This window comes from Enterococcus mundtii (assembly GCF_002813755.1).
Lineage (GTDB): Bacteria > Bacillota > Bacilli > Lactobacillales > Enterococcaceae > Enterococcus_B > Enterococcus_B mundtii.
In genome coordinates this window covers 552,501-577,713 of record NZ_CP018061.1, presented here as the reverse complement: position 1 = coordinate 577,713, position 25,213 = coordinate 552,501, and the positions used below count along the sequence as shown (strand labels likewise).

Genomic DNA, 25,213 nt, shown 5'->3' with positions numbered 1-25,213 from the left:
GATGAAACTTTCCATCAAAAATAATGAGACAGGTGTCTTTGCGATTGGTGGATTAGGTGAAATCGGGAAAAATACGTATGGGGTACAATTCCAAGATGAAATCATTATCATCGACGCTGGAATCAAGTTTCCAGAAGATGAACTGCTTGGCATTGACTACGTCATTCCTGATTACAACTATATCGTACAAAACATACACAAAATCAAAGCTTTAGTGATCACTCATGGACACGAAGACCATATTGGTGGGATACCTTACTTATTAAAGCAAGCAAATATCCCGATCTACGCTGGCCCTCTAGCTTTAGCTTTGATCACAAATAAACTGGACGAACATGGCTTACTTCGTGACGCTGTGCTAAATGAAATCAATGAAGACACTGTGATCCGTTTCAGAAAAACATCCGTCAGCTTTTTCCGAACGACCCATAGTATTCCGGATGCTTTAGGTGTGGTTGTCAAAACACCTTCTGGTAACATCGTGGCTACTGGAGATTTCAAGTTCGATTTTACACCTGTAGGAGAACCAGCAAATTTGCATAAAATGGCTCGTATCGGAGAAGAAGGCGTTCTTTGCCTCCTTTCAGATAGTACCAATGCAGAGATTCCAACGTTTACGAAATCAGAAAAAACGATTGGCCTTTCTATTTTGAAAATATTTGAGAAAATCGAAGGTCGGATCATTTTTGCCAGCTTTGCTTCCAATATCTTCCGTCTACAACAAGCAGCGGAAGCCGCTGTAGCAACGGGTAGAAAAATTGCTGTTTTCGGGCGTAGTATGGAAAATGCGATCGTCAACGGACAACGTCTCGGCTACATCAAAGTGCCTGACGGTACCTTTGTCGATGCGCATGAAATCAATCGTTTGCCTGCAAATGAAACAATGATCCTATGTACAGGTTCGCAAGGTGAACCAATGGCTGCATTGAGCCGCATTGCGAATGGTACCCATCGTCAAATCCAAATCCAACCAGATGATACGGTGATTTTTTCTAGCTCACCGATCCCAGGTAATACAACAAGTGTGAACCACTTGATCAACTTATTGTCTGAAGCTGGTGCTGAAGTAATTCATGGAAAAATCAATAATATCCACACATCTGGTCATGGTGGTCAAGAAGAACAAAAATTGATGCTTCGTTTGATGAAGCCAAAATATTTTGTACCGGTGCATGGTGAGTTTCGGATGTTGAAGATCCATGCCTCTCTTGCACAAGACACAGGTGTACCAGCTGAGAATTGTTTTATCATGGAAAACGGTGATGTATTAGCATTGACAAGTGATTCTGCTCGTTTAGCTGGAAAATTCGTCGCTGGCGATGTGTATATCGATGGCAGTGGAATCGGTGATATCGGTAATGTTGTTTTACGAGATCGTCATTTACTTTCAGAAGAAGGACTCGTTCTTGCAGTGACAACTGTCGATATCAAGAAAAAAGAAATTCTAGCTGGACCAGATATCCTTTCTCGTGGCTTCGTCTATATGCGTGAATCAGGGGATATGATCAATGAAGCGCAACGTATTTTGTTCCACGCATTGCGTGATGTGCTAAATGCCCCCGACTGTTCGGAGCACAAATTAAAAGAAGCGATGGTCGGTGCATTACAACCTTACTTGTTCGATCGTACAGAAAGACATCCAATGATCATCCCTATGGTGATGACACCGGATCAAAACTAACTTAAAACCGAGGTCGGGCCAGAAGTGTTCAGCCTCGATAAATAAGGCGCCAGCCACGAAATTTGTTCTTCAAATTTTTGTAGCTGGCGCCTTGTTTATCGAAGCGGTTCTTCTGTTCCCGCCGTTTATTCGGTTTTAGGTGGTGAGAACTAATGTCCTACTCCCAGATTTTTATAGAAAAAAAAGCGAGACCCACAAAAATGTGAAAGAACAATTTTTGTGGGTCTCATCTTATTTTTCGAGGGAAACACGTTGGTTTCAACCTCTGTCATCAATTATTTGGTTCGCTCCATGACGAAGCAAGCCTCATAACAGTATATTTTCGTATAGATTACGCTTTTTCAACGTTTGTAGCTTGTGGGCCACGATCTGAATCTTCTACGTCAAAAGTAACTGCTTGACCTTCTTCTAATGTTTTGAATCCGTCACCTTGGATTGCTGAAAAATGTACGAATACGTCGCTTCCATCTTCACGTGAGATAAAACCAAATCCTTTTTCAGCGTTGAACCATTTAACTGTTCCGTTTTCCATTAATAATACCCTCCTCGTGCCAAAGCACTTATTTGATTGTAACATTGCTCGTGTACGATAGAGGTGCAACAGATGTTTCAACTTCTATTCCCAAACAAAATTACATTATAATTGTACACTTGGTTGTTTTTTTTTGCAAGAAAGCTACATCATTCTTTTTCCATTAATCCTTCTTCACGCAAACTAAAGTATTGTTTGCTGCCAATAATCAGATGGTCAAGAACTTCGATCCCCATCATCTCTCCACATTCCTGAATGCGTCGTGTCAATCGCATGTCTTGCTTGGACGGAAGAACGTTGCCGCTGGATAGCGATAGGTAAACCTTTGATGTTATCGCCAGTTTTTCCCCCACTTCACACCGTGCGTACGACTTTCACCGTACACGGCGTTCCCCCGTTAGTTCATTACTTCATGTTTGTCTCAGTCCGGTTTTAAATTGATTACTGAATGAAATTTTTGTGTTTCCTACTGCTACTCGCAATTTATTGACTTTCTCTAATTCCGAATCCGACAAGTTAAGGTCTTGCAAATAAGATAGAAGTGTGTCTTCACGTGTTGCGTGAATCAATCGATGAATGGTATCGCTAATCAAAACGAGATTAGAGTATCGGTCATCTTTTGATTTGATCCATGGGATTTTATGGTGACAGTGCAATTGTGTGACATCCAACTCTTCGCCTGTAACCGCACATTTTCCTTGTTGGGTCACAAATAGAGAAATACGATTATCGTTAAACTCAATTGTTGCTCGTTCGCCAATCACTGGATGGCTTCTAAGCCATTGAAGTGCTTGCACTGAAACTACTTGAAGCTTTTTATGAATCAGTTTTCTACCTTCTTCTGTATACTTACACACACCGTTGTGCTTCATTAAAGCCGTTCTCGTCTTTATAAAACCAATCGGTATAATCGGTATATCGTTAATATACCTTGTCATTTTCGATTTTAGATACGGTCGAATACCTTTATCACGAGTTTTATATTTTGATGTCTTCTTTATTCCCAAATATTTAAATCTGTGCTTCTCAACTTGGGTTAATTGATACTGGATCGGCATCAAATCGGCATTGACTTGTGTTGCGATTTGATAATAATTGTGAATCCCGATAACCATACTATTGTAAATGTTTAGGTGACGGGTAACATCATTGCCGTTTGGTGCTTTTTGTATCAATTTTATCTGATCTTTGAGCTGTTTCTTGATCCTCTTTTTGGCTTTATCACAAATATGGGATTGGCAAACATAATTCTTACGTCCCATTCTGTCGTATCCTTTACGTTCCATTTTCAATTCAAATCCAAGAAACTCACTACTTTTCTTTTTCAGATTTGTAATCTTTGATTTTTCTGGAGAGATAGGTAGTTTTAACCGTTCTTCCAACCACATTTTGCTTGCTGTAAAAATCTTTTCAGCATTTGCTCTTGTAGTTGTAAAGATTTTAAAGTCATCTGCGTAACGGACTATATACATTTCTTTTAGTGTTGACGTTTTTCTCAACCGTTTATATCTATGTTGGTGATTCCATCTTTCAGCCTTTTCGTTGTAATAGTCATTAATGTTTTCACAATTGAAACTTTCCCATTGTTTCGCGATCCACCAATCAAATTCATTCAAATTGATGTTTGCCAACAACGGGGAAAGAATCCCGCCTTGTGGTGTCCCTTTCGTTGGATAGATCGTTTCTCCATTAGGCATTTGGATAGGTGCTTTTAACATTTTACGCAAAATCACGAGTAGTTGTTTGTCTTGTATTCCCAATGTCCATATCTGTCGCAATAATTTTGTATGATCGACTTCATCGAAGAATCCTTTGATGTCTACATCGACTACCTATTGCATTTTTGCTCGATTAATTCGCCCCGCCGCTGTAGAAACAGCGTTTTCTGCTGAACGGTTTGGTCGAAAGCCAAAGCTGTGTTTATAAAACTTTGGTTCACAGATTGGTTCAAGGACTTGTAGGATACATTGTTGTGCGACTCTATCCCACATTGATGGGATTCCTAGTGGTCTGGTTTTCCCATTCGGCTTGGGAATCTCTACTCGTTTTACTTTTCGAGGATTGTAATGAGTGAAACGTTTCCTGACTTTGTTGACAAACTCCTCTGTATCCAGCTTCTCGATATCGTAGATAGTCACCTTATCTATTCCAGGTGTCGCACTACCATTATTACGTTTGATATTTCGATAGGCTAGAAGAATATTATCTGTTGAGGTGATGATCGTCATCAAGTTTTTAAATTTTTCGCCCTTATTACTTCGCTCATAGATTGAATCGAAGACTTCGGTCATACCATAATATTCCGCATGGCGTAACCGTGTGTTTTTCATTCTAGGGATCTTCTTAAAACTTTCTTTCAAGGTCTATCACGCTCCTTATAGGTACGTGACCTTTTGAGTCATACCAGAATCCTTTGCTATGACTGAGTTGAAGTATATCAAACTAACGGCTAGAGGCTGTTGCTCCATCTCCATTACAGAAATTTCTTCGCTCGTGCCTCCACTCTCACTGCCACAAATTTAAGTTTCCTCTTTATGATTCCCCTTAAAATCGCTTCATTGAGTATACTCTCTCCACGATGACAGCTTTCCACGTTCCCTTTGCTTTATCTTATGTCTTGACTTAGGTGCCAACTCTTACCCAATGTTCTCTCCACAGCCTGTAACTGTGCATGGAGCTTTCGGAACCACCATAGGTACTCGCCCACGGAACATAACTAACCTACTGTTAGCCTTACCCATTTCTAGGTATTCGCCACTTATGGATATTTCATTCGCTGGTTCGTCAGTGTTTCACCACATTCTCACCTTATCAAGTTTAACGACTCCCGACCTATCAGATACACCCTCTACCGCTAGAGAGATTTCGTTGCAGTTCACTATTTTAATCAACAGACGGTATCTTTCAGCCGACTTCACCGAGATTCACACCTCATTCCCAATATATGAAATGACGCATGTCGGAGTATCAGAGTAAGCGCTTCAGGACGTTACTCCTTCATTTCACCTATCAAGCAAAGAGTTCACGACTCTCTTATTTCTGAGAGGACGTGCGTAATCTTTTCAATTACGAACGTGTCTCACGATGATTATGAGCAAGTACAAGCCGTGCTGCTGAATAGCGGACTGCGTAATGGAACACTTCACGTGGATGTGCGATTGTCTGATCCAATGACCCGATGAACAAGGTTTTCTTTAGTAAGATTTGATTTTTGGTATCGAGATAGATGCAAACTAAATGTTCTTGTTTTTGATCTTTTAGTTCTAGGATCAATTCTTTTGCCAATTCATAACTCGCATGGACAGTCGTCGTTTGACGCAACTGATCGACTTGTATCCGTCGACCCAGCTCGATCAATGCTTTGATCTCTAAGGCTTTGACCCGACCAATCCCACGAACCGCTTCTAATTCTGCTAGTGTTGCTTGTCTCAAGAGCGCTAAACCACCAAATTTCTTCAATAACGTACCCGCAACTTCTAATACATTATACGGATGCTGACCAGTCCGAAGCAAAATGGCTAAAAGCTCTTGATCTGATAACGCATCCTCTCCATAAGTCTCCATCCTCTCCCTTGGTAGAGACGTAGCGGGTACTGTTTGAAGCAAATTTTTTTCCATAAAAAACCTCCTTTCCCGTGCGCTCAAAATAAGATACGGAAAAGGAGGATATTTATTTTATTTTTATTTGATCAATGCCGGAACTTCGTGAAGTGAAGAAACAATCGCTGTTGTCTTAGCGGCTAATTCATCAGAAGGTGCTAGTAAATCTGGCACCATGATTACTGGAATTCCTGCACCATACGCTGCTAATACCCCATTTTGTGAATCTTCTAATATCAATGTCTCCGCTTTTTCAGTACCTAAAAACGCATGGGCATGTAAAAAGATTTCTGGATCTGGTTTTGCACGTTTGACATTTTCAGCTGAGACGATCGTATCAAAACGATGACGTAGATTATTTTTTTCTAGCAACAGTTCAATGACATGTCGCTGATTACTTGATGCGACTACTTTTGGGATATCTTTTTCTTCCAAAAAGTTCAAGAATTCTAAAACACCTGGTTTTAATTCAACTTGACCTGAAGCAAAACGATCAAGCGTTTCTTGATAGGAATCGTCGATAAATTTTTGGACAGTTTCTCGACCAAAGCTTGAAAAAATAGTATGGTAGTTCGCCCAAACTTCTTCATCAGAAACGCCTAAAAATCGCAAGTAAAGCTCTTTGTCATAGGGAAACCCCATCCGATCGGCTACTGTTTGGGATGCCTCATAATAAACGATCTCTGTATCAAATAATAAGCCATCCATATCAAAAATCACTGCATTAACTTTCATTTTTTCCTCCCAACTGTACAAGCAAACGTCGCACTTCCGAAATAAAATAGAGTGAACCTGTCACTACAAGAACATCCTCAGCCGTCATCTTCTCCAAGATCTCTGCAAGCCCAAATTGCCACATTGAAACAATCGTAACTTTCTCATCAGTCGTTGCTTGGATATCCGACAACTCGATTGCTTTAGGATAATCAAAAGTAGTGACGTAGATTGTTGCATCTGGTACTTCTTGTAATTGGTGTAACATTTTATCAACCTCTTTTGTTCGTAAAGCAGAGAACAAAAGATGGACATGATAGCCTTTGAATTCTTGTTTAAGATTTTGGACTAAGCGTGCCATCGCATGGGTATTATGCGCCCCATCTAAAATCACTAAGGGTTCTTCACTTAATCGTTCCATACGACCTGGCCATTGCGCCTTTTTCAAGCCATTGATCACGTCTTTTTCACGGAATGGAAGATTCATCCGTCCACAATAGATTTGATACATTTCAATCGCCATACCCGCATTTTCAACTTGATGTCTCCCGATCATATGGATCGTCAACTTAGGGATTTTGCCAAACTCATTTTGGAATGAAAAAATTTCGCCCCACTCTTCTGCCGGATGTTTGTAACTGACTGTGTAAGCCTCTCCCCATGCGTGTTGTGTAGCATTTTTTAATTTTGCTTGTTTTTCGATCACTGCCAAGGCTTCAGGTACGATATTTCCAGTGACCAGTGGCACATTTTGTTTGATGATCCCTGCTTTTTGAGCAGCGATTTCTTCGATCGTGTCGCCCAAAATATCTGTATGATCCATACCAATCGTTGTGATACCCGTCAACAAAGGTTTCGCTACGTTTGTTGAGTCGAGTAAACCACCCAATCCCACTTCAATGATCGCGACGTCCACTTGTTCTTCCAAGAAATAATCAAATGCCATAGCAGTCAACGTTTCAAATTCGGTAATGCCAGCTACTGCTTCAAATTGATCCATCTGCTCAACTAGCGGTTGATATTTCTTTACTAGTCGAATCAATGATTCATCAGGAATGCCTTGTCCATTGATCGAAATGCGCTCATTGAAGGATTCGATATATGGGGAGGTAAATGTTCCGACTGTCAAGCCGGCTTCTTCTAATAAATATCTTAAATAAGTCACTGTTGAACCTTTGCCATTCGTCCCTGCAATATGGATCGTTTTGACTTTTTCTTCTGGGTGTCCGACTACCTCTAATAAGGCCTCTACTCTGTCTAATCCAGGACGTGAGCCAAATGGTAATCGGCTATGGATCCAATTGATTGCTTCTTCGATTTTCACGTTACTATCCCCCCATTCCTCTTCATTATAACAAAAAAGCTTACGTAGGAAACAATGAAATCCAGAAGAACTCTTTTTACTTAAAAAAGAGAGGCAACTTCCGTCACCTCTCCCTTTCGTTTTATTTGATTGATTTTAATTGCGCAATACGTTCATTGACAGCTGCTTGTTTTTCTAAATAATCTTTTTCTTTTGCACGCTCTGCTTCAACTACATCATCCGGTGCATTCGATACAAAACGCTCATTACTTAATTTTCCTTGTACACGTTTCACTTCGCCTGTCCATTTTGCTAGTTCTTTTTCTAAACGTTGGATTTCTTCTTCAATGTTGATCAGCCCTGCTAAAGGTAAGAAGATTTCTGCGCCAGTCAAGACCGCTGACATTGCTAGATCCGGTGCAGTTACGTCACTTGAGATCGTCAACTCTTCTGGATTACAGAAGCGCTCGATATAGCTAGTGTTTTCATTTAAGAATTGATCGATCTTCGGATCATTTGTTTTGATCAGTAACGTGATTGGTTTTGATAATGGTGTATTCACTTCAGAACGGATATTACGTACAGAACGAATCAATTCTTTCAGTACTTCCATCCCTTTTGAAGCAGCTTCATCATCGTATTCCGGTTGCACGACTGGATAGTCAGCAACTACTAAAGATGTGCCTTTATGAGGGATGTGTTGCCAGATTTCTTCTGTGACAAATGGCATGATCGGATGCAATAAGCGTAAGATCTGATCCAACGTATGGATAAGAATACTACGGTTGGTTTGTTTCGCTACTTCATCCTCACCGTAAAGTGTTTCTTTACTCATCTCGATGTACCAGTCACAGAAATCATCCCAGATAAAGTTATACAATTGGCGACCTGCCTCACCAAATTCAAATTGTTCAAATAAGTCAGTCACTTTAGCGATTGTTTCATTCAAACGTGTCAAAATCCAACGATCGGCTACAGTTTTCTCACCTGAAAGATCAATATCTTCTACGGTCATTCCTTCAACATTCATGATAACGAAACGAGAAGCGTTCCAGATTTTATTGATGAAGTTCCAAGAAGCATCCATTTTTTCGTAACTAAAACGTACGTCTTGTCCTGGTGCTGAACCATTGGATAAGAACCAGCGTAACGCATCAGCACCGTATTTTTCAATGACTTCCATTGGATCGATCCCATTTCCAAGAGATTTACTCATCTTGCGTCCTTGTTCATCACGAATCAATCCATGGATCAGTACATTCTCAAATGGACGACGTTCTGTAAATTCCAAGCTTTGGAAAATCATTCGGCTTACCCAGAAAAAGATGATATCATAACCTGTTACTAATGTACTTGTTGGGAAGTAACGTTGGTAATCTTCATTGTCTTCGTCAGGCCAGCCCATTGTTGAAAAAGGCCATAGCGCTGAACTGAACCAAGTATCCAACACATCGGGATCTTGTAACCAGTTTTCACTGTCTGCTGGTGCTTCCATGCCCACGTACATTTCACCAGTTTCCTTATGATACCACGCAGGGATCTGATGTCCCCACCATAGTTGACGTGAGATTACCCAGTCATGAACATTTTCCATCCAGCGTAAGAAGGTTTGGTTGAAACGTGGTGGGAAAAACTCAACTGCATCATCAGTTTCTTGATTTTGGATCGCCTTTTCAGCTAAAGGTGCCATTTTTACAAACCATTGTGTTGATAAACGAGGTTCAACAACTACCCCTGTACGCTCAGAATGGCCTACATTGTGGATCATCGTTTCGATTTTGATCAGACGCCCAAGTTCTTTTAGATCCGCAACGATCGCTTTACGTGCTGCAAAACGGTCCATTCCTTGATATTTACCTGCCAATTCATTCATCGTGCCATCTTCATTCATGACATTCACTCGTGGGAGGTCATGACGGTTACCGACTTCAAAGTCATTTGGGTCATGTGCGGGCGTGATTTTTACAACCCCTGTTCCAAATTCCATGTCGACATATTCATCTGCTATGATCGGTATTTCTTTATTCACTAGTGGTAAAATGACTTTTTTACCAATCAATGCTTGGTAACGCTCATCTTCTGGATGAACAGCGATCGCCGTATCACCAAGCATCGTTTCTGGACGAGTCGTTGCAATTTCCACCACACCTGAACCATCAGCCAATTCATAGCTCATATGATAAAAGGCACCTTCGATTTCTTTGTGGATCACTTCGATATCAGAAAGAGCTGTGCGTGCTTGTGGGTCCCAATTGATGATGTATTCGCCACGATAGATCAACTCTTTTTCGTATAGGCTAACGAATACTTTACGAACAGCTTCAGACAAGCCATCATCTAAGGTGAAGCGTTCACGGCTATAATCCAAAGATAAACCCATTTTTGCCCATTGTTCACGGATATGACCGGCATATTCTTCTTTCCATTCCCATACTTGATCAATAAATTTTTCGCGACCTAGATCATAACGAGAAACACCTTGCTCACGTAGTTTTTCTTCTACTTTTGCTTGCGTTGCAATCCCTGCATGGTCCATCCCCGGTAACCATAACGTATCATAGCCTTGCATTCTTTTTTGTCGAATCAACATGTCTTGCAATGTTGTATCCCAAGCATGACCTAAATGGAGTTTACCAGTCACATTGGGAGGTGGGATAACGATTGAATAAGGTTTTGCTTTTTTGTCGCCACTAGGTTTGAACAAATCTTCGTCTAACCAGTTTTGATAACGCCCCGCTTCAACTTCTTGCGGATTATACTTTGTCGATAGATTCTTTTCTTCCGTCATACTGTCTTCCTCCTTTGAAATAAAAAAAACGCCCTAAATACTTTCGTATTTAGGACGTATAAATTACGCGGTACCACCTAATTTGTAATAGTTGCCTATTACCTCTCAAAGTGAGTTAACGATCACTACTCGTTCATCTCTACTCGATTCAAGACAAAAACTCCCAAGCTACCTTCACTAGCTTTCGCTAAGAACGTTCCACCATTCGTTCTCTCTCTCTAAACGTCGGACTAGTTACTCCTCTTGATCAACATCTTGACTCATTTTACAATGGTTAGTAGCCAAAGTCAATAAAAGCTCTTGATGAATCGCTGTTCGATTCACATAAAAACGCCACTTTTGCACGATCTTCCCGCTTAGTTTTTACTTGGAAGGAAAGACTTGCGAATAATTTTCATCAAAATAGATCAACGTCTGTAGTTCAGTTGTCAGATCGATGTATTGCATATGGACATGTGGCGGAACGTTGACACGATCTGGTGCAAAGTTCAAGATCGCAGTAATGCCTCCTTTGACGATTTCGTCGATGGCTGCTTGTGAATACTTACTTGGCACAGTTGATATCGCCACTTTGATTCCTTCTTTTTCAACGATTTCACTAAAGCGATCCATAGGATAAACCATCACACCTTCGATTTCTTTTCCGACGATGGCTGGATCATTGTCAAATACACAAACAATATTCAAATTTGCATTTCTTCTGAAATTGTTGTGTTTCAATGCTTTTCCTAAATTCCCAAAACCAACTAAAGCGATTCTTTTTTCTTCCTCTGTGTTCAAAATTCGATCAAATACTTCAATCAAATAGGGAACATCGTACCCATAACCGCTTCGTCCTAATTCTCCTAAATGAGAAAAATCTCTGCGGATCGTGGCAGAAGGTACTTGTGTGATCTCACTAAATTCATTTGATTTGATTCGTTGAACACCAGAATCATTCAACATATTCAAATAGCGCAAATATAAAGGCAACCGTTTCGCTGTTGCTTTTGGTAACGTTTCTGATTTTTCTCGCATATCGTTTCTCCTTGTTAATCATTTCACATAATTTTAGTTTAGCATGGAACAAGGAACCTCGCAATAGGAGGAAGCTTAACTCCATGAAAAACAAGAAAAATAAGGTACCATCCACAAAATTTGACATACAATTTTTGTGGATGGCGCCTTATTTCTCGAGGCTAAACAATTGTCTCGTCCTCTTTCACCTGTCTACTTCTTGAGACTGGATCTTTTATTACGAATGATCGACTCGTACAAGAAGTACAAGTTCCTTCGTTTAAAGTAAATCAGAAAATTCTTCTACTTGTTCTTTTGCTGTTTCTGTGTGGATCGTTTCGATCTTTAATCCTGCCAATGCACGTTCGATCATCCCATCGATATCCAAACGTTCTTCGTATTGATGCACTTTTTCTAGTCGTGGACGAGTTTTAGGCTGTGGCGGTGCAAAGATCGTGCAGCAATCTTCAAATGGTTGAATGGACAAATCAAACGTATCGATTTGTTCAGCCACTTCGATGATCTCTAATTTATCCATCGTCGCTACAGGACGAATGATCGGTGTATTCGTGACCTCATTGATTGCCACCATACTTTGGAGTGTTTGGGAAGCCACCTGTCCTAATGATTCACCATTTAAAATCACTAGTCCATGACGAATACGGCGGATCTCATCTGTCAAACGAAGCATCATCCGACGTGTGATCGTCATCCAGTAGCCTTGGGGCACCACTCGTTTGATCTCTTCTTGCACTTCTGTAAACGGTACTTCGATAAATTCGATTTTACCAACATAGGGTGTCAGCTTCACTGTTAAGTCTTTCGCTTTTTGCAAGGCTTGTTCACTCGTGTAAGGTGGACTAGCAAAGTGGACAGCTTCAATTTCTACCCCACGTTTCATGGCATAATAACCGGCAACTGGAGAATCGATCCCTCCAGAAAGCATCAACATACCTTTTCCACTTGTACCGACAGGCAGACCGCCAGCTCCTTTGATCGTCTCATAGGAAAGATAAGCCCCATCTCGGCGGATTTCCACACGCAACGCAATATCTGGCTTTCTCATCTGTACTTGGATATCCGGAAAAACATCGATGACTGCATTTCCTAATGCTTGGTTTAGTTCATTGCTGTCCAATTCAAAGCTATGATCACTACGTTTTGCAATGATCTTGAATGTTTCTTTTCCTGTATAGATTTCTTGCATGATTTCCTGAACCGCTTGTTTTAAACTTTGTACTTCTTTTTCTACTCGCACGCTAGGTGAAAAGTTTTGGATTCCAAATATCTTCGCTAACTTAGGGATAACTAAGTCTCCGTCTACACCATTCAACAGTAGATGCATCCGATCACGCTCTGCGTGGATCTTGATTTCAGGAAAATCGCTCAATGCCTGTCTGACATTTTGTGCCAACTGCATAATAAAACTGCGACGATTTTTTCCTTTTGTTGAAAGTTCACCATAGCGAACCATGATTTCACTGTACTTCACAAAAACACTCCTCTGTTTCTTAATTGATGACTGAAAATTTCTTGTACAACTGTTTAAAGATGATCATGAATTGTTCGACTTCTGCCATCGTATTGCTTTCATCTAAGCTGACGCGAATCGCTGAAGTAGCTAAATCATTGGGTACTTGCATTGCATGCAGCGTACTACTTGCCATGTGCTTTCTAGAAGAACAAGCGCTTGTCGTAGAGACAAATATTTGTTTTTCTTCTAATGCATGGACCAATACCTCACCACGAATACCTTTTAATGAAAAACACAAAATATGTGGTGCGTAATCTTCACCTTCAGAAAAAATCGTTACTTTATCATACGTATGTAAAGCTTCAATCAATGCTTGTTTAAGATAGGCAGTTTGGTTTGGTTTTTGTGCTTTGATATCTAGAGCTAAACGCAGAGCTTTTGCCATCGCGACGATCCCCGGCACATTCTCTGTTCCACTCCGTTGATTCTTCTCTTGTCCGCCTCCAGTGAACAGCGGTGCTAAACGTCGGCCTTTTTTCCAATAAACAAAACCAACACCACGAGGCCCGTGGAATTTATGGGCAGAAAAAGTGGCAAAATCCACACGTTCAGTCAACCATTCCTCTAAAGGAACTTTACCAATTGCTTGTACCGCATCCACATGGAAATGGATTTTAGGAAAAGCATTTAAAAAACTACTGATTTCTTTGATTGGTTGAATCGCACCTACTTCATTATTTACTGCCATGACGGAAACTAAAATCGTTTCTTTACGCACTAATTTTTTCAACTCATCTACGCGGACGAACCCTCTTTTATCGACAGGAGCAATACTCACTTCAATACCGAGTTTTTTTAACTGCTCAGCTGTTTCACTGACAGCTGGATGTTCAACGCCTGAAATGATCATGTGGTTACCGTAACCTAGTTTTTCAAGCATCGTTCCTTTAAGCACCCAGTTATTTCCTTCTGTTCCACCTGACGTGAAATAAACTTCTTCAGGAGAGACAGCAATCAGTTCAGCGATTTGTTTTCTCGCTTGTTGTAGCAGGCGGTTCGCCTGATTGCCTAAATCGTGTAGACTTGATGGATTCCCGATGATCCGTTGACTTGTTTTGACATACGCATCCAAACTTTGCGGATAAATCGGTGTTGTCGCACTATTATCGAAATATATCATATTTAAACCTTCTTTTTTTGAAATTCTTACCTATTATAACGGTTGTCCCTTGTGCTTTCAAGTGGCGTTTTCTCTGAGTTGGACTCTATAAAAAAATCGATCGAATCAACGTATTTCTCTACCCAATAGTTACTAGTCAATGACTCCCAAAAAAAGACAACACTCGGCACTTGCCTGTGTTGTCTTTTTTGATCGCAGGATTATACTAAATCAGGATGATTGAAGTAAAAATCTTCGATTCGTTTGAATGCACCTGGTTCTGTGCGCTCTAATGCTGTGCCGATCTCATCCAAAGCCTCTTGATAGTGATATTCTTTATTGAATAAGTAATAACTCTTTTCAATGGCTTCTTTCACTTCTTCATGTGTGTGACGGTAACGGTTCGCATATTGCAACATTTGCTCGGTTAATGCTGCTGCATCCACTAGATCGTGGGTTTTCTTATCAAGTAACTCTAGATCTTCTTCACATAATGCTACAAGACGTTCGACCTCATCCATGTTGACTCTGATTTTATTCAACACAGTACTCAATTCTTCGATACGTTCTGTTGCCACAAAGAAAAACTCTAGATAATCATTTGGCAAACCTGGTAATCGTTGTTTTTCAACAAACCGTTTAAGACTGCGCAATTTAAATTCGAATGTATCGATTTTTTCTTGCGCTTCTTTTTCACCTTTTCTTAGTTCGTGTAAAGAATCGCTGATTTCAACCTGTTGGTTTTCAATATCTTCTAATACTTTGAAGACTTTCTTATAGAACGTTCTTACTTCTGAGTAAGCCACTTCATGTTGTTGTAACTGTGGTTTGATTTGTTCGTTTTGGCGTTCGATTTCTTCCACTTCTGTTTGGAAACCACGTACACGCCCAATTTCGTTATGGTTCAATGTATAACTTTGAGCGGTATGATCTAATTCGATCAACAATTGACGATTGTTTTTTGTCGCATGTTTGATATATTGTTCGATCGTTGCTTGATTTTTAGTCACAAATGCTTGTGCTTCCATCTCACGTTCTAAAATATCATATAATGCATCGATCAGATTAGCCGTTTCACGATTTTCAAATTCAACAGTTTCAACTTCCGTTTTCTCAATATTGATCAACGAACGTTCGATTCGACGATTGATCGTTTCGATATCGCCAGACAGGTTTTCTTCTGGAAAAACATACTCCTCTTTGATCAAGCGGTCATAGGTCTCTTGGATCTCTTCCACTTGCGCCGGGAAAGTCGTATTCAGATCTTCAAATAATGGCGGGATTTTTTTCATTAACGCATCCACTTCATACGTGTGTTTTTCCGCTTTATCCAGCACTTCACGGGCTTCCACTGGATCACCTGAAGTATTTAACGTAACAAATTGTGTAAACTCATTTTCAATCGTTTTCACTTGCTTTTGTAACTCAGGTAAAGCTGGACCGTATTGCTGTTCTTCTTCTCGGATTGTTGCTTTTAGTTCCTCATAAACGTCTAAAGCTTGTTGAACAGCTAAGGAATTACGTTCTTCTGTTTCACGCAATTCTTTTAAGCCTTCACGAATCTCCGCAACTTCTTTTTCCATTTGGTTCATGGTTGCTTCGGCTTCTTCTACTGCTTTTTTTCCTTTTAAGAATCTAAAGCTCTCGTTGAGATTTTCGACTTCAAAGATCTGACTTTCTAACTCGGCAAATGATGAGGTAGAGATGTCATTCCATTTTTGACTCCATTCACGAAAGGTATTTTGGCTTTGCCCCACTAGATGCATTTTTTTGACATCGTCAACTTCTTCAATCACAGGCAAGTCGAATAATTCTTCCTTGCGTTTTTCTAAGACGTCCAATCGATCTTGGTTTTTTTTCTTCATTACGTAACTAACCAAAAAAGCCAGAATGGCGACTATAATGATTGCAATGACGATCCCGATGATAACATTATTTCCCATTTAAGGTTCCTCCGTTTTCAATATGCATCTACTGTCTCTATTTGTTTATGATCAGACGAATCTGATTTGCATAACATTGTAAATACGTCTTTCGTGCAAAAAGACATCTATTTTATATTATAACATACTATGTTCAGTCATACACTACCTACATAAAAAATCTTTTGGCCATCTTTCTACCAACTAAAATGAGAAGACCTTATCAAGGACCCGTTGAAGAATTTTCTGTGGCAAACTTTACTTGCTCTGCCTTCTTCATTTGCTCCTTGATTTCCTTTGCGATCCTTTCTTCAGGCGCGTAATCCTTTTGCCAATTGTCTGGCTTCAATACTTTGTTTGTAACAGGATCGTAGTGAGGTTTACCATCTGGAAATAGTTTACCCATATTCGCTTGATGGACAATATCAAAAATCCTCGTAGGATCAACGCCCAGCAAAGAAAAAGAGCCATACGTAAAATAAAGCAAATCGGTCAGCGCATCTACTTGCTCGACGAGACTTTCCTCTCCCCAAATCTGTTTTTTAAGAATCTTTTTTTCTGCTTGATCAAGTGCATGATGCAAGTATTGGACGGAATCATGCAATTTTTTCGCATCACCGTCACTCGCTGCTGCCACAAATTCAACTAACTCTTCGATTTTGAATCCTGCTCGATCATCCGCATGTTCTTTAGTAAATGCAGTGGGTCGCTCTGGTATTCTTGGATCGAATGTCCGATGGAATTGTTCTACTTTTTGATAAGGTGTTTCTGGCTCCATAATGATTCTAGTCCTCCTAACTGACATACATTCAATCAACTATCCCGAAATGCTTCAAACCTTTATAAATACCATCCGCTTCATTTGATGCTGTGACAAAATCAGCTTGCTGCTTCACACCAGTTGGCGCATTCCCCATTGCAACACCGATTCCTACTCCTTTTAGCATTTCAACATCATTGTAATGATCGCCAAATGCCATGATTTCAGACAATGCCATTCCTTTGCTTGTCGCAAACTGTTGGATTCCTAACAATTTGGATCCCCCTTTAGGAATAATATCGACCGTATAAGGATTAGAACGTTGGAACGAACACTCTGGGAATCGTTGGATGAGTTTTTCTTGCTCAGATGTTTGGCTCAATAAAATGCATTGATAAATCGGTTCATTCAATATCGCTAAGGTTTCATACCGTTTACGTTGACGATGTGGACTGAACACTTGTAAGATTTTTTTCAACAGACGTACAGGGAATTTTTTTGGTAAGTGATTGACGATTTTTTTGATGATGATCGATTGTCCTAGCATCATCGTCGTTGAACCATCTAGTTGATCTCGCCCACCAAAAATGATTTGTCGGTGATGAGCATCTGAAAAGTGAACGATATCCGCTAATACTGTTTTATCAAAAGGATGGTCGACGATCGTTTGATCACGGTCAAAGACTAATTGACCATTGTAGACGACGAACATGTCTAGTTCAAGTTCATCGATCACTTCTTTGATTCTTACAGGGCTGCGCCCAGTGGCAACACCGCATAATATGCCCTTTTTTTGTAGTTGATCAATCGCATATTTAGTTGAAGCCAACGCTTTTGCTTGGTTGTTGACTAATGTGCCATCGATATCAAAAAAAACTGCTTTGATCATGTCGTTCCATCACCTCTTCCGATTATTATTTAGTAAAAATTTCTAGTTGAACAGTTTCAATTCTTATTGGTAAGGCGTGCGTGCTACTTTTTATATAGAGTGATTACAAAAGACCGGTCTTCAAAACAAATCGATTTGTTTTGGATTCAGCTCATCTGGTTCGATCCCTAAGATCTTTTGTAATGCCAAGGCATTTTCAGCCGCATCTCCACCAGAGTTATTATTGAAGATCACCCCAACATATTTTGTTGACCCGTCTACTTTTTTGATGGCTGCTGCTAATTCCTGTAACTCTTCTTCAAAATAGCGATACAACGTTCTTTTTTTTCGCCAATCCTGATCATTTGCTTGCCAACCTTGCTCATTTCTTCCATGAAAACGAAAAAGGGTAAAATCCGTATTTGTCACATAAGGATCGAAAGGAATCGTCGTATTCAGTAATTGTGGTTCATCAATGATTGCTAAGGAAAACATTGCACGAGTCATAAACTGTCTCGTGCGTGACAGAAATTGGTCGCTATACCAAGAATAGTCACGTAACTCAATAGCTACCGGATAGCCATTGAACCATTTTCTTAGTTTTCTTAAATAGGCGACATTTTCTTTGGTGCATTTAAATGAAGCAGGGAATTGAACTAAAAAACAAAAGAGTTTTCCTGACTCGCTCATCGGTGCCATCACATCCAAAAAGTGTTCAATCATCTCTTCTTCAGATTGATAATACTTTTGCCAGTCACCTTGACCACTGATTCCTTGATAGGCTTTTATCACAAAACGAAAAGATGCCGGTACTTCATTCACCCACTTCTCCACAGATGACTTTCTTGGGATACCATAATAGGCGGTATCTAATTCGACTAATGAAAGGACACTCGCATAATCGTAAAGAGTATTATTCTTTTTTCCTGTTAATTTGTCATGTTCTTTAAATGAAGTCAAGCCAATTTTGATCACGACGAATCACTTCCATTCGTTTAAATTCATTTTATCTTTGTTCTCAAGTTGTTCCGTTTGATTCATTCATAGCAAAACTCTTTTATATAGTATACAATAAGCTAGAAACCCTATGCAAAATTATTCGTGAGGAAGTTCTGAAAATGAAAAAAATTCTTATCTTACACACAGGCGGCACGATCGCCATGAAAGAAAATTCTTTAACAGGTGGCGTAAGTCCAGATGTGGCTAACCCACTATTAGATGCAGAAGTAACGATTCCAGAAAATGTTGATTTGATCATGGAAGATATCTTTAATCTTCCTTCCCCGCACATCATGCCTAAACATATGTTACAACTTAAAGAAAGAATCAATCAAGCCGTTCTTTCTGACATCCAAGGTGTCGTGATCACCCATGGGACAGATACGTTGGAAGAAACAGCATTTTTTCTAGACTCAACGATTGGCGATAAATTACCGATCGTCTTAACAGGAGCGATGCGTTCAAGTAATGAGTTAGGTAGCGATGGTCTATATAATTTTGAAAGTGCGATTCGAGTAGCAAGTTGTGAGGAAGCAAAAGACAAAGGTGTTTTAGTCGTGATGAACGATGAGATCCACTCAGCACGCTATGTCACTAAAACCCACACGACTAATGTCGCTACTTTTCGTACTCCTACGTTAGGACCAATCGGTTTGATCACTAAAAATCGTATATTGTTTATGCAAGAATTACTTGAAGCGCAAAGACTAGATATCGCATCAGTCAAAGGAACGATCCCAATCGTCAAAGCCTATGCGGGTATGCAAGGTGATTTATTAGAAGCACTTGCCCATTCGAAAGTCGACGGTCTGGTCATTGAAGCTTTAGGCGCTGGGAACCTCCCTCCGCAGGCATTAACAGCATTAAAGAAACTCTTGATCCAAAAAATACCAGTAGTCTTGGTTTCTCGTTGTTTCAACGGAATCGCTGAACCCGTCTATGATTACGAGGGTGGCGGAAAAGAACTCGCAAGTATGGGCGTTATTTTTTGTAATAGTATCAATAGCCAAAAAGCTAGAATAAAACTTTTGATTGCCATTAACGGTGGCTTGTCAGAAGAACAGTTGATCAAATTTATGACACAATGAAAAAATCGAGTAATACGGGTCTTGTACGTCTCATCATGTTGAGAACTCAATAGACGCTATAATCATATTGTTGATAAACGGAGTTCCAAATGAAACTCCTTCAGAAATAAGCGCGAAAAACACAAAAATTGGAAGAACAATTTTCGGTTTTTCGCGCTTATTTATCGAAGCAAAACATCTCACAATCTTATCTCACTCGATTTATTTTGTTTCTGCATTTTTCTCCCATGAGATATTTGCTGCACAATAAAGTTGCTCTTGCATTCTGATCTCATGTCTCGTTTTTACTTCTGTTCCAGAAACCGTTTGTTCATAATGACTCTCGATCTCATTGCCATATTCAACCTCTTTATCAAAACGGATCAACACATGTTTAGGTGTATGTGTTGTCAAAAAATCGTAACCTAAAACATCAATGATCCAGTTGAAATACATCGCATTGTTCACATGTTGATTGCTGTCAATATCATAAAATCGAACACGATATGGCAACATCAAGCCAGATTCGATTGGCTCGATTTTTTCTTGTCGTTTGATTTTCTTGATTTTTTCACTTTCAAAAGGTGCAATGATTTCTTCATTCACACTACTCATCTTACGGTTCACTAGATCCATCAAAACAAATACTGATTCGATTTCAACTAATTCATTTCCTTCCTCATCATGAATCCAAAAATTACGATAGCAAAAGAATTTATTATACTGCATCGCTTGTGTGGTAACATCGATTGTTTCACCTACATGAGGCAAGCGATTGATTTTCATCGAATAGTTCGTGATTACCCAAGTCAAGCCAAAGCTACTGACAAAGTCGGTTCCTCGACCTAAATGATCACTTTGTTCTTCCGAAGTCTTGATGACTACACCCAGCATGGACGGAAAAGTCATTGTTTTGTTGATATCACATTCATAATAAGATACTTCATGTTTTTTTGTATATTTTTGTGCCAAAAGAAAACCTCCAATTACTTCTTCATTAATATATGATCGACCTGTGTCCCATAACTCTCTCCAAACATATTGAGATGCGCCAACAAGTAATAGAGTTGATAGAGTGGCAAACGACTCTCCCAGCCCTCTTCCAATGGCCAGCTTTCTTGGTAAGCTTCCAGGAATTCAGGACGAAAGCCACCGAACAACTGACTCATCGCAATATCTTGTTCGCGATTCCCATAAGAAACTGCCGGATCGATAAACACTGGTCTTCCTTGCCTATCATAGAAAACATTACCACTCCATAAATCTCCATGCAAGAGGCTAGGCGTAATCTTCCGATGATCGTCACGATTTAGTAGTTCCTTTTTTAACCGCTGATACTCTTTTTCACGTGTTTCATTCCATCGATTGTTTTTCTCCGCTATGTCGATTTGAGCCTCCAAGCGATTTTTGAAAAAGAAGGTCCACCAATCTTCTTCAAATGTATTGAGCTGTGGTAAACTGCCTAGATAATTGTCCTTGCGAAAACCAAACTGTGGTGCAGTTGAACGATGGATTTTTACTAAGTCTTTTGCCAGTTCTCGAGGATCACCTTTCCCTGGTTCGATCCATTCCATCAATAGATAGGCACCTTCATTTGTTTCGCCTAACATATAAGTTTCAGGTACTCGTACATGTGGTGCAAGCTCTTTCAGACCATCCACTTCTGCTTCAAAAAAGCGTTTGGTCACATGAGGATGGATTTTTAGAAAATAGGATTTTTGCTGTTCTTCAATTCGATAGTTTTGATTCACATCTCCCCCAGTAATCGGTATCACCTTACCACTCAAACGAATCTCTGTTAACACTTCTTGGATATCCATTTTCACTCCTCCTTGCTATTTCACAAGATCGATCATTCATCGATCAAGTACACCCGCAACAACTCCTATATCATTTTAAAGTATAACACAGGTATTTATAAAATCCTGAAATCAAGAAATCAACAAAAAACAGATACAGAAAACTATCAAGTCTCTGTATCTGTTTTGATTGATATTGAAATTAAGCTAATGCCCCCATTGGGTCCCAAGGAGCTAATAAAATTGGTTCAGCATTAAATGCGGCTAGCTGTTCTTCCGTCAATAAATCTTTGCGGACAACGATTTGATACGTATATTCATCCATCCACTCATCACTCATCACAAAGAACCCTTTATCTCCGACTTTTTCTCCCCAGCTGTTTTCGACTTTCCATTTAGTTGATTTTCCATCAACTAAATCGACACCAGTCAAGACCATCGCGTGAGTCATCAAGCTTTCTCCATGATCTAAACGTTCCGCTTTAGTCATAGAAAAATCTAAATCAAATAATTCATCCATCTCATAAACATCTGTTGCCATGATGCCACTATCTCTTGTAGAAGATTGACCAACATCACACCCAAACCACACAGATTCTCCTTGTTCCAATTGAGCAATCGCTAAATTTTTGAACGTTGTCATATCGACATTAAGATATTTGACTTCTTTTCCTCCCACAACATTCCCTAACATTTCGACCGTATAAGAGCGATCGTAAGGCTTGTCTGCCGTCGGTGCATTGATGATACTTACATAATCATCCAAATTTACACCAATATATTTATCGTAAAACATTTGTGGAGTCAATTGTTGATCGATATGGTAATTTTTTTCTTCATCTCGGTACTCAAAATCAAATTCAGTTGGTGGCGTACCTAAAGAAGTTGTTAGAAATTGATAGATCCCAGCTAACATCTTTTCTTTTTCTACTTGGATCTCTTCATTTGTTTTTCCTTCTGCCACTAATTGGCGTAGTTTAACGGCGTCTTTACGCAATAATTTGTTTAAGTAGTTATTCAAATCACGAGAATTTGAGCTATTCGCGCTTTCTGGCATCACTGATTTTGGTACGACACCATATTTTTGGAATAATGATACGATCATATCCCATTGTCCACCATCTTGTTGGGGAACAGCTAGTAAAAAAGCGACTTTACGACTGTCTAATGCTTCATTACCAGTTGCAAGAATATTTTCATAAAAATAGTTTGCTTTCTCATATTTATCCCAAAAGAAAGTATAATTTTGTGATAATTCAAATTCTTTTAAGTGGAATTGATTCAACAATTTGTGACGGAATGTATTCAACGCCGCAAACATCCAGCAACGGCCAGATTGTTTTTGGTTTGAGACTTTCCCAGTCGCTAGATCTACAGAAAATACCGGTGTGTTTTTTGTATGTGAAGCAATATTTTCTGCTGAAGCTGTGATCCCATTTTTTACAACAGCATTTTGTAAAGCTTGTTGCTTTTTATTCGTTTGAAATTGATCGGCAAATTTTTTTGTCATATCTGGTGTAATCGCGTTCATTTAATCATCCTTCCCGATTGAAAATATACCTCCATTTTACTCTTTAACCCTTCGAATTACAATGTGCTATTCTGAAAATTCAGAACAATCATGCGATTCAATCTACGTATTTTCATTAGAAAACAAAAAAATCCAGAAGAATTCTTCTGGATTTTGTGTAGTACTCCGGCAGTAGGACTCGAACCTACGACATCATGATTAACAGTCATGCGCTACTACCAACTGAGCTATGCCGGAATCAAATTACATGAATATAATATCAATTTTCATCATATAACGCAATACTTTTTTTTCGATTTTTCAAATAATTACTAATTAACCATCGTTATTTTATATTTGTGAAAAACAACTCAATTTCTTTTAAATGTCGTCTGTTCACAGAGAAAAGTTATTGACAAATGACTATAAATTAGTTATCCTATTTAGGTAGTAAAAATGCCGCTTTAGCTCAGCTGGTAGAGCGCTTCCATGGTAAGGAAGAGGTCGACGGTTCAAGCCCGTCAAGTGGCTTTGTAGAGATTGTGACAGAAGTATCCAGCTCCGAGAAATACGCAGAGAACCCAAAAAAATTGTTCATCAATTTTTTTGGGTTCTCTGCGTATTTCTGAAGGAGTTACTTCTGGAACACCTTTTATTCGGTTTTAAGGACAGAATCAAAAATGGACTTTATTTTTGTACCATACATTAAAAAAAAGATAGTATCTCCTTAAAAAGACACTATCTACTGATTTTAAGCAAATCGGTTTCTTTAATATTTTAGGCATTCTCAAAATAATGTGCAATGAATCTTTGATTTGAAACTCGATTAATCCTATTAGGTTGCCCTAGCTTAATGGAAGCTCGTGGATTAAATGGCGTTACAATTTGGTTAACCATACTTATACTTGTATTTTCAATGGAAACTGTGTTTCCTAAAGAATATATCCCGACTCTATAAATCCGCCATTTGTCACTATTAATATTCCTGCGATTATCTACTAAAGAACCCACGATTCTCTATTGCTGAAAGATTAGCAGTCCTATATCCCCCTCCAGCGTGTAAAGGATCACCAACAATTTGATAAGTATCAGCAACATTACTTATGAATCGATCGATTTTTAATTTGAGGGACTACTATATTTCCATCCGTACTTACAATATGCGAATCTAGCATTATACAAAATGTTGTAGCTAAAAAATTGCAAGTCGAATTTTAAGCGTTTCCTAAAATTCGGATAATAAATCGCTGACTAGTACCTCCATTAGCTACTTCAAGTGGTCTCAATATAAGCGGACTACCCAGCCAGGCAGCAGGATAAGTCATAATACGATTTTCACTCACATTTTGAATGTATACTGTATTTCCATTCGCATGTGATCCAAAACGGAAAATTCGCCACTTATCGCTATTGATATTCCAACGTGTATCAATATTCTGCCCATTTGCTGATAGATAAGCTGCTCTGAATGTCCCTCCAGCATTAAGAGGACCACCTACAATTTGATAAGTACCATCTTCATTGTTATAGAACATAACCCATCTTTGATTTGGAAGGCCCTGGTCTTGACGCATAAATACACGACTGGTAGTGAACATATTCCACTCTAGAACATTTCTCGGATTTTCTAACATCTGAATTGATACAATCCTGTGATGGTAGGTATTTCCTACGTTAGTAGCTCGATTTATAATTTGAGGCTCTGCGGTATTTTCATCCGCACTTACAGTATATCCACTAATTATTGCACTAAATATCGTACAAACAAAAATTCCAAAAATCAGTTTAGTAATTTTTTTCATAACTTAGTCTTCTTTATTCCGATTTGCTTAGATATAGTATCTCAGTTTTCTTAACAAAAATTACATTTTGATTAGCGTTGCAACAAAAAAATACTTCGAAAACAAATTTTAAATTAATTTAATTTTAACAAATAAAGAAACTGGGACAAAAATCGTCTCGCACAATCAAAAACTGAATAAACAGCGGGAACAGAAGCAACCTCCTTCACTTGACTGAACTCATTAGCTCTTATTGACAA

The 25,213-nt window shown here is 39.2% G+C and carries 17 protein-coding genes, 2 tRNA genes, 3 pseudogenes and 1 other annotated feature; of the genes and pseudogenes, 3 read left to right on the top strand and 19 right to left on the bottom strand.

The genetic code is table 11. The annotated features are described in order from the left end of the window. Position 1 precedes the first annotated feature (1 nt). A complete protein-coding gene (gene rnjA / locus EM4838_RS02695; RefSeq protein ID WP_010736075.1) occupies positions 2-1,681 on the top strand; it encodes a ribonuclease J1 in 1,680 nt (559 codons plus the stop codon). A gap of 331 nt (positions 1,682-2,012) precedes the next feature. Here rnjA and EM4838_RS02690 read toward each other — a convergent pair whose 3' ends face one another. From EM4838_RS02690 to EM4838_RS02625, 14 genes and pseudogenes are all read right to left on the bottom strand, one after another. Beyond that, positions 2,013-2,213, bottom strand: coding sequence for a cold-shock protein (locus tag EM4838_RS02690; RefSeq protein WP_010736076.1), 201 nt, complete (start codon positions 2,211-2,213; stop codon positions 2,013-2,015). Positions 2,214-2,362: 149 nt separating this feature from the next. Then, a pseudogene (locus tag EM4838_RS02685) lies at positions 2,363-2,518 on the bottom strand (JAB domain-containing protein); the annotation flags it as partial. A gap of 105 nt (positions 2,519-2,623) precedes the next feature. Next, positions 2,624-4,543: pseudogene (gene ltrA, locus EM4838_RS02680) on the bottom strand (group II intron reverse transcriptase/maturase). 754 nt (positions 4,544-5,297) lie between these two features. Next, positions 5,298-5,831 (bottom strand): annotated as a pseudogene (gene radC, locus EM4838_RS02675) (RadC family protein); the annotation flags it as partial. Between the two features lie 63 nt (positions 5,832-5,894). Further along, on the bottom strand, positions 5,895-6,548 hold the full coding sequence (locus EM4838_RS02670) for an HAD family hydrolase (protein WP_071867016.1): 654 nt from the start codon (positions 6,546-6,548) through the stop codon (positions 5,895-5,897). Next, positions 6,538-7,851: a bifunctional folylpolyglutamate synthase/dihydrofolate synthase gene (locus EM4838_RS02665; protein ID WP_071867017.1), complete on the bottom strand. Its 1,314-nt coding sequence runs from the start codon at positions 7,849-7,851 to the stop codon at positions 6,538-6,540. Before EM4838_RS02665 ends, EM4838_RS02670 begins: the two co-directional genes overlap by 11 nt. A gap of 121 nt (positions 7,852-7,972) precedes the next feature. Beyond that, complete coding sequence (locus EM4838_RS02660; RefSeq protein ID WP_071867018.1) at positions 7,973-10,618, bottom strand: valine--tRNA ligase; 2,646 nt, start codon at positions 10,616-10,618, stop codon at positions 7,973-7,975. Between the two features lie 47 nt (positions 10,619-10,665). Beyond that, positions 10,666-10,878 (bottom strand) — a binding site (T-box leader). A gap of 103 nt (positions 10,879-10,981) precedes the next feature. Then, positions 10,982-11,635, bottom strand: a complete 654-nt coding sequence (locus EM4838_RS02655; RefSeq protein WP_010736081.1) for a redox-sensing transcriptional repressor Rex — start codon at positions 11,633-11,635, stop codon at positions 10,982-10,984. A gap of 259 nt (positions 11,636-11,894) precedes the next feature. Further along, positions 11,895-13,106: a tRNA uracil 4-sulfurtransferase ThiI gene (gene thiI, locus EM4838_RS02650; RefSeq protein WP_071867019.1), complete on the bottom strand. Its 1,212-nt coding sequence runs from the start codon at positions 13,104-13,106 to the stop codon at positions 11,895-11,897. 19 nt (positions 13,107-13,125) lie between these two features. Next, positions 13,126-14,268, bottom strand: coding sequence for a cysteine desulfurase family protein (locus EM4838_RS02645; RefSeq protein WP_071867020.1), 1,143 nt, complete (start codon positions 14,266-14,268; stop codon positions 13,126-13,128). Positions 14,269-14,468: 200 nt separating this feature from the next. Next, positions 14,469-16,190: a septation ring formation regulator EzrA gene (locus EM4838_RS02640; protein WP_071867021.1), complete on the bottom strand. Its 1,722-nt coding sequence runs from the start codon at positions 16,188-16,190 to the stop codon at positions 14,469-14,471. 202 nt (positions 16,191-16,392) lie between these two features. Beyond that, complete coding sequence (locus EM4838_RS02635) at positions 16,393-16,947, bottom strand: pyrophosphohydrolase domain-containing protein (protein ID WP_071867022.1); 555 nt, start codon at positions 16,945-16,947, stop codon at positions 16,393-16,395. Positions 16,948-16,978: 31 nt separating this feature from the next. Continuing rightward, positions 16,979-17,818: a Cof-type HAD-IIB family hydrolase gene (locus EM4838_RS02630; RefSeq protein WP_071867023.1), complete on the bottom strand. Its 840-nt coding sequence runs from the start codon at positions 17,816-17,818 to the stop codon at positions 16,979-16,981. Positions 17,819-17,938: 120 nt separating this feature from the next. Continuing rightward, positions 17,939-18,772 carry a DUF72 domain-containing protein gene (locus tag EM4838_RS02625; RefSeq protein WP_071867024.1) on the bottom strand — a complete coding sequence of 278 codons (834 nt, stop codon included), beginning with the start codon at positions 18,770-18,772 and terminating at the stop codon, positions 17,939-17,941. A 143-nt stretch (positions 18,773-18,915) separates the two neighbouring features. Between EM4838_RS02625 and EM4838_RS02620 the strand changes: the two genes are divergently transcribed. Beyond that, on the top strand, positions 18,916-19,884 hold the full coding sequence (locus tag EM4838_RS02620; protein WP_071867025.1) for an asparaginase: 969 nt from the start codon (positions 18,916-18,918) through the stop codon (positions 19,882-19,884). A gap of 201 nt (positions 19,885-20,085) precedes the next feature. Here EM4838_RS02620 and EM4838_RS02615 read toward each other — a convergent pair whose 3' ends face one another. The 4 genes from EM4838_RS02615 to EM4838_RS02600 form a co-directional block, all read right to left on the bottom strand. Further along, positions 20,086-20,835, bottom strand: coding sequence for an acyl-ACP thioesterase domain-containing protein (locus tag EM4838_RS02615; RefSeq protein WP_071867026.1), 750 nt, complete (start codon positions 20,833-20,835; stop codon positions 20,086-20,088). 14 nt (positions 20,836-20,849) lie between these two features. Further along, positions 20,850-21,683, bottom strand: coding sequence for a fructosamine kinase family protein (locus EM4838_RS02610; protein ID WP_071867027.1), 834 nt, complete (start codon positions 21,681-21,683; stop codon positions 20,850-20,852). Positions 21,684-21,864: 181 nt separating this feature from the next. Next, positions 21,865-23,193, bottom strand: a complete 1,329-nt coding sequence (locus tag EM4838_RS02605) for a C1 family peptidase (protein WP_023519252.1) — start codon at positions 23,191-23,193, stop codon at positions 21,865-21,867. A gap of 163 nt (positions 23,194-23,356) precedes the next feature. Further along, positions 23,357-23,430 (bottom strand) — tRNA-Asn (locus tag EM4838_RS02600). 200 nt (positions 23,431-23,630) lie between these two features. Here EM4838_RS02600 and EM4838_RS02595 point away from each other — a divergent pair. Beyond that, positions 23,631-23,703, top strand: a tRNA-Thr gene (locus EM4838_RS02595). 683 nt (positions 23,704-24,386) lie between these two features. Here the strand turns inward: EM4838_RS02595 and EM4838_RS02590 are convergent. Further along, positions 24,387-24,974, bottom strand: a complete 588-nt coding sequence (locus tag EM4838_RS02590; protein WP_071868089.1) for a hypothetical protein — start codon at positions 24,972-24,974, stop codon at positions 24,387-24,389. Positions 24,975-25,213 lie beyond the last annotated feature (239 nt).

Coding starts and splice junctions, on each gene's coding strand:
- rnjA (WP_010736075.1), top strand. CDS start 2: ATGAAACTTTCCATCAAAAATAATGAGACAGGTGTCTTTGCGATTGGT.
- EM4838_RS02690 (WP_010736076.1), bottom strand. CDS start 2,213: ATGGAAAACGGAACAGTTAAATGGTTCAACGCTGAAAAAGGATTTGGT.
- EM4838_RS02670 (WP_071867016.1), bottom strand. CDS start 6,548: ATGAAAGTTAATGCAGTGATTTTTGATATGGATGGCTTATTATTTGAT.
- EM4838_RS02660 (WP_071867018.1), bottom strand. CDS start 10,618: ATGACGGAAGAAAAGAATCTATCGACAAAGTATAATCCGCAAGAAGTT.
- EM4838_RS02655 (WP_010736081.1), bottom strand. CDS start 11,635: ATGCGAGAAAAATCAGAAACGTTACCAAAAGCAACAGCGAAACGGTTG.
- EM4838_RS02645 (WP_071867020.1), bottom strand. CDS start 14,268: ATGATATATTTCGATAATAGTGCGACAACACCGATTTATCCGCAAAGT.
- EM4838_RS02640 (WP_071867021.1), bottom strand. CDS start 16,190: ATGGGAAATAATGTTATCATCGGGATCGTCATTGCAATCATTATAGTC.
- EM4838_RS02635 (WP_071867022.1), bottom strand. CDS start 16,947: ATGGAGCCAGAAACACCTTATCAAAAAGTAGAACAATTCCATCGGACA.
- EM4838_RS02630 (WP_071867023.1), bottom strand. CDS start 17,818: ATGATCAAAGCAGTTTTTTTTGATATCGATGGCACATTAGTCAACAAC.
- EM4838_RS02620 (WP_071867025.1), top strand. CDS start 18,916: ATGAAAAAAATTCTTATCTTACACACAGGCGGCACGATCGCCATGAAA.
- EM4838_RS02610 (WP_071867027.1), bottom strand. CDS start 21,683: ATGGATATCCAAGAAGTGTTAACAGAGATTCGTTTGAGTGGTAAGGTG.
- EM4838_RS02605 (WP_023519252.1), bottom strand. CDS start 23,193: ATGAACGCGATTACACCAGATATGACAAAAAAATTTGCCGATCAATTT.
- EM4838_RS02590 (WP_071868089.1), bottom strand. CDS start 24,974: ATGAAAAAAATTACTAAACTGATTTTTGGAATTTTTGTTTGTACGATA.